Genomic DNA, 4971 nt, shown 5'->3' on the forward strand with positions numbered 1-4971 from the left:
GTAGTGGTAACACGCGCCGGCGCGCGCCTAACATGCTGACTTAATAACTTATTCTTACAGGTGGTGTTTAAGTCGGGTCAAGGTTTTCGACTAGCCACTCCTCGCGTTCGGCGCGTGGGATGGCCACCACGCCTTCCTGCTGCACGTGCCATCGCAGCACAATCTGCGCCGGGCTTTTGCCATGATGTCTGGCAGCGTCCTCGATCACCCTTTCGCCGAATAGCGCTCCGCCCCGACCCAGGGGGCAATAAGCTACCATCGCCATGCCGGACGCCATGCAAGCCTTACGAACCCTGGTCTGGTCTAGATAAGGATGATATTCCACCTGATTGCATATAAGTGCAGCGTCTGACAAACGCACCGCCTCGGCGAGCATGCTGGTTGGAAAATTTGATACACCGATGTGCCGGGTGATGCCGGATTTGCGAACCGCATTCAATGCCTTCATGGTGCCGGCAAGGGGCACGGCAGGATTGGGCCAGTGGAGCAGGAGCAGGTCGATTGCATCTAGTCCAAGGTCCCGGAGACTTCGCTCTGCAGACCGCTCCAAATCGCCGGGCGCAGTGTTGATAGTCCTCACTTTTGTCGTGATAAAAACGCTATCACGAGATACGCCCGAGAACCGCAGCCCCTCACCTACCGCGGCTTCATTTTCGTAATACTCAGCTGTGTCAAGGTGCCGATAGCCGACAGAAAGGGCATGTGCGACCAACGCGGCGCACGTTTCACCCTTCAGAGTCCAAGTCCCAAATCCGATTGCCGGAATTTCTGCTCCGTTGGCAGTAACGCTGTGCATAAGGCCTCCCCGTTTCGATCTTCGGTAATCACCCCTGCGTACACTGTTCGAAAGACGGGCCGCGCCTGTCTCGCGAGCTATGGCCGAAGGATGTCTTAAGAGTAAGACTTGTCAGGCTTGGTTTAGCGTCTTACCTGGCGCTGGCAGCGCAGGAAACAGGCAGATTTAACCAAGCTTTGCATGGATTTGTCGCGGAGTGGTCTGGCAGGACCGGCAGGCGCGAGGGAACCTGCGGCCAAGCTCAAAGACCTCCCACAATCATTATTGCAGCTGAGGCGGCGAGAATCCACTCGTGGCGCGCCGGCCTTTGGAAAGGAGTTGGCAAGCTGATCCCGCCCTGCCCAATCCCCCGAGAAGTCGGACCTAATTGCGTGGAACTTGCGTAGATGACAAAAAAACGCTGCTTTCCTGCATGCGACCGGCTAGAATCAGCCGCAGTTCCAGCCCCGCAATGGTATGTTTCAAGCGGGCTTTCATTTAGCCGTGCCGACGATTGGCCGTCAAAGCAGGGCTAATGGCCCACCTAGTCAATGAACTGACGCATCACAATTATACCGAAAGGGGAACTAAAAAATGGTTTGGTGGCAAAATCTGAGCATGCGTAACGTCTCGTGGCAAAGAGCGCAGTCAATGGTATTGGCGGCTGCTTTCGCGGCGCTTACGTTCACCGCTTCGGTCGACCCCGCGAATTCGCAGTCCTTGTTGGACAAAATCAAGAACGGAGAAACCATCCGGGTCGGTTTTTCCAATGAGCCTCCGGCTGTATACGTCGGGCCAAACAAGGAGCCGCTCGGCTACCTCAATGTCATCATGTTGGACATTCTAAAGAGGTTGGGCACTACCAAGGTAGAACCCGTCGTCACTGAATTTGGCTCGCTGATACCTGGTCTTCAGGCCGGTCGTTTCGATGTGATCTCTGACGGAGTCTACATTCTGCCCGCGCGCTGCCGCAACGTGTTGTTTACTGAGCCGGTTGTCTCTTTCCACGAAGCTCTTGTGGTACCCAAGGGCAATCCGCAGGGCCTGCACTCGTACCAAGATGTGCGAGATAAGGGGCTGACGTTCGTAGCGGGTGCGGGCTGGACCGAGGTGAAGATTGCGAAAGAAATTGGCATCGCCGAAGACAAGATCATGCAGGTAGCCGGAACCGCGGAGGTGGTCCAGGCTGTCAAGACGGGTCGCGCGGCGGCTGGTGGCGGTGACTATCTGGTCTTGAAGAGGCTGGTTGATAGGGATGACAGCCTCGAGTTGGCCAGCCCATTCACTGAGCCGGTGAAGCCATCTCAAGCCGCGTTTAGTTTTCCGCTTGATCAGCAGGAAACTGTCGATGCTTTCAATACAGTACTGAAAGACTACATCGGCTCCGACGAGATGATGAATGCCGTCGGCAAATACGAATACACAAAAATGATGCTGCCTGACGGGACCACGACCGAAGAGATCTGCAATCGGTGAGACTTTTCCTGCCGAAGCGCGCTCCCGCCCATTTCGGGAGCGTGCTTGCAAGACAAGTAAAGACGCATTCTTGTCCCCGGGCCAGGCCGAGTTGCCACGCGGCAACGGAGACAGATGCGTATTTGGCACGCGACAGGTTCGCTACAGGCCTGAATGACGAAAGGGAGATATTTGCTTGCAATCCCAGAGTTAGTGCCCCTGAAGCATTCTGGCACCGGCCGTGGGACTTCGATCGCAGAGACATAAAAAGGGAATCTCATGCTCAATTTTAGTGTGACTGCGCTTGCCAATGGCGCGGCGGTCACCGTGATACTCGCGATTGGAGCGTCTCTCGTCGCAATCGTGTTGGCGCTTGCGATAGGGTTGTCACGAGTTTCACCTCTTTGGCCGTTGCGCCTGTTCGGGATTTTATACATCGAGCTCTTTCGCGGAACGTCGATGCTGGTGCAGATCTATTGGTGGTTCTTTGTTTTGCCCATGTTTGGAGTAGTGCTTTCTCCTTGGGCGGTTGCCATCATGGGTATAGGAATTAATGCTTCGGCCTACGGCGCCGAATTGGTACGCGCCGCCGTTCAAGCTGTTGAGCGTGGCCAATACGAGGCGAGCGTCGCTCTCAACCTCCCACGGTTGACTATGTTGCGACGCATCATTCTACCCCAGGCGATTCGCGCGATGCTGCCATCTTGGGGGAACCTGCTGATCGAGATTCTGAAAGCCACCTCGCTCGTGTTCTTCGTCACGATCACCGAGTTTACCGCTGCGTCCAAACTGGCCGCTGACGCCACCGGAAACTACCTCGTGTTTTTCGCTGTGGCACTTCTCGGATACTACGTGCTCGCACGATCGCTCATTACACCCTTCGTGCGGTGGTTGGAACGTCGTCTCTCGGCTGGCTTCGTTCGGGAGGTCTCGGCGTGAACATGTGGAACTGGTCTTACGTATGGGAGGCACTCCCTTATCTCTATCGCGGTGCCATCGTAACTGTCCAAGCGACATTGCTCGGCTTCACGATCGCGCTGGCGTTAGGTTTGGTCATTGCCTTGATCCGGAAGTCGCCAAATAAACTGATCTCAAACGGCATGGCCGAGGTCGTGGAGTTTATTCGATCCACTCCGTTGTTGCTGCAGCTCTTTTTCGTCTACTACGTCGCGCCTCAGTTCGGCATCGCTGTGTCGGCCTGGACAGCTGGCATTGGCACGCTTGGCATCCACTATGCCGCCTTTTGCTCCGAGGTCTACCGTTCTGGCATTGACAACGTGGACAGTGGGCAATGGGAAGCGAGTAAGGCGCTCAATCTTTCGCGGGCGCGGACGTGGCGGGTCATCATTCTACCCCAAGCCATCCCCCCCGTGATTCCGGCGTTGGGCAATTACTTGATCGGCATGTTCAAGGACACGCCTATTCTCGCGTCAATAGCAATCCTTGAATTGCTTCAACAAGCAAAGAATTTCGGCGGCGACAACTACCGCTATACGGAGGCAATAACCATTGTTGCTGTGTTTTATCTCGTGCTGAGCTTGGCCGCCTCAGCCATCGTACAGTCTATCAGCTTTTGGCTTAATCGCCGTTACCATCTACAATAGGAGTGTAGCTATGAACGAACAAATAGCCCCCTCCAAGAACGTCTTGAAGTCTCACCCTACACAGGACATTCTGCCGGGAAGGAACTCTTGCGCCGCAATGGACGAGAAAAACAAAAGCGAAGCGATGATCAGGTTCGAGAATGTTGTAAAGCGGTACGGTGCTCTCACGGTCCTTGACGACCTAAACCTCGAGATCAAACGCAACGAGAAGGTTTCGATAATCGGGCCCTCTGGATCAGGCAAGACGACCGTACTTCGCACTTTGATGACGCTTGAACGCATCAACGACGGGGTGATTTGGGTCGACGGCGAGCCCCTCACACACATGCATAAACAAGGTAAACTGGTGCCGTCAAGCGAGCGCTACCTCAGGCGGGCACGTGGCAAGATCGGTATGGTGTTTCAACACTTTAATCTTTTCCCGCACATGACTGCGCTACAAAACTGCATGGAGGCGCCAGTCTCAGTGCTCGGCCTCGCTAAACAGGAAGCGGAAGTTCGCGCGGCGGATCTGCTTGACATGGTGGGCCTTCGCGACAAGAAGAATCACTTCCCGATTCAACTGTCAGGCGGTCAGAAGCAGCGGGTGGCCATTGCTCGGGCCCTCGCAATGCGACCAAAAGTGATGCTTTTCGACGAGGTAACGTCGGCACTCGACCCGGAACTCGTTGGCGAAGTCCTCAACGTCATCAGGGAGCTCGGCGCGGCGCACGACCTAACCATGCTGATGGTCACGCACCAGATGGGCTTCGCCAAGGAGTTCTCTGATCGGGTATGCTTCTTCCATGGCGGCAAAATTGTCGAACAAGGGTCCCCAGATCAATTTTTCGGCGCCCCCCAAAACGAGCGCACGCGGCAGTTTCTCAGGGCCGTCTTGGAAGGCAAGTAATCTGGAGCGGCTTCAACGCTCCGGATTACATTTGGTTTTCTTGGATGGCACCGTGAAACGATACCCTGGTCAGCTGGAGCGCCCGAACGGCCGAGCTCACGGAATCCTTGGGAGCGGGGGGAGAATGTGACTCACCTGAAAGGGACGTGTCCAGATGTCGCACTGTATTCATTGAGGCTCTGCCTCTGACCCGACTTGAACACCTGGACGAGAACACAAAAAGAACATAGCCACGTAAGTCATTGATT

At 55.3% G+C, this 4971-nt stretch carries 5 protein-coding genes; 4 read left to right on the forward strand and 1 reads right to left on the reverse strand.

Annotated features, from left to right (window positions below; translation table 11 throughout):
- Positions 1 to 67: 67 nt before the first annotated feature.
- Positions 68 to 796, reverse strand: coding sequence for an aldo/keto reductase (locus tag ACWGTO_RS32650; protein ID WP_454578831.1), 729 nt, complete (start codon positions 794 to 796; stop codon positions 68 to 70).
- 630 nt (positions 797 to 1426) lie between these two features.
- Between ACWGTO_RS32650 and ehuB the strand changes: the two genes are divergently transcribed.
- The 4 genes from ehuB to ehuA all read left to right on the forward strand — a co-directional run bounded on the left by ehuB (position 1427) and on the right by ehuA (position 4723).
- Complete coding sequence (ehuB, locus tag ACWGTO_RS32655) at positions 1427 to 2251, forward strand: ectoine/hydroxyectoine ABC transporter substrate-binding protein EhuB (protein WP_454578832.1); 825 nt, start codon at positions 1427 to 1429, stop codon at positions 2249 to 2251.
- Positions 2252 to 2509: 258 nt separating this feature from the next.
- Positions 2510 to 3169, forward strand: a complete 660-nt coding sequence (gene ehuC, locus ACWGTO_RS32660) for an ectoine/hydroxyectoine ABC transporter permease subunit EhuC (protein WP_454578833.1) — start codon at positions 2510 to 2512, stop codon at positions 3167 to 3169.
- 2 nt (positions 3170 to 3171) lie between these two features.
- A complete protein-coding gene (ehuD, locus tag ACWGTO_RS32665) occupies positions 3172 to 3834 on the forward strand; it encodes an ectoine/hydroxyectoine ABC transporter permease subunit EhuD (protein WP_454578835.1) in 663 nt (220 codons plus the stop codon).
- Positions 3835 to 3931: 97 nt separating this feature from the next.
- Positions 3932 to 4723: an ectoine/hydroxyectoine ABC transporter ATP-binding protein EhuA gene (gene ehuA, locus ACWGTO_RS32670; RefSeq protein ID WP_454578834.1), complete on the forward strand. Its 792-nt coding sequence runs from the start codon at positions 3932 to 3934 to the stop codon at positions 4721 to 4723.
- Positions 4724 to 4971 lie beyond the last annotated feature (248 nt).

This window comes from Mesorhizobium sp. PL10, assembly GCF_053714315.1.

Excerpts from the sequence above, each read along its gene's own strand:
- ehuC (WP_454578833.1), top strand. The coding sequence starts at position 2,510 with ATGCTCAATTTTAGTGTGACTGCGCTTGCCAATGGCGCGGCGGTCACC.
- ehuD (WP_454578835.1), top strand. The coding sequence starts at position 3,172 with ATGTGGAACTGGTCTTACGTATGGGAGGCACTCCCTTATCTCTATCGC.
- ehuB (WP_454578832.1), top strand. The coding sequence starts at position 1,427 with ATGGTATTGGCGGCTGCTTTCGCGGCGCTTACGTTCACCGCTTCGGTC.
- ACWGTO_RS32650 (WP_454578831.1), bottom strand. The coding sequence starts at position 796 with ATGCACAGCGTTACTGCCAACGGAGCAGAAATTCCGGCAATCGGATTT.
- ehuA (WP_454578834.1), top strand. The coding sequence starts at position 3,932 with ATGGACGAGAAAAACAAAAGCGAAGCGATGATCAGGTTCGAGAATGTT.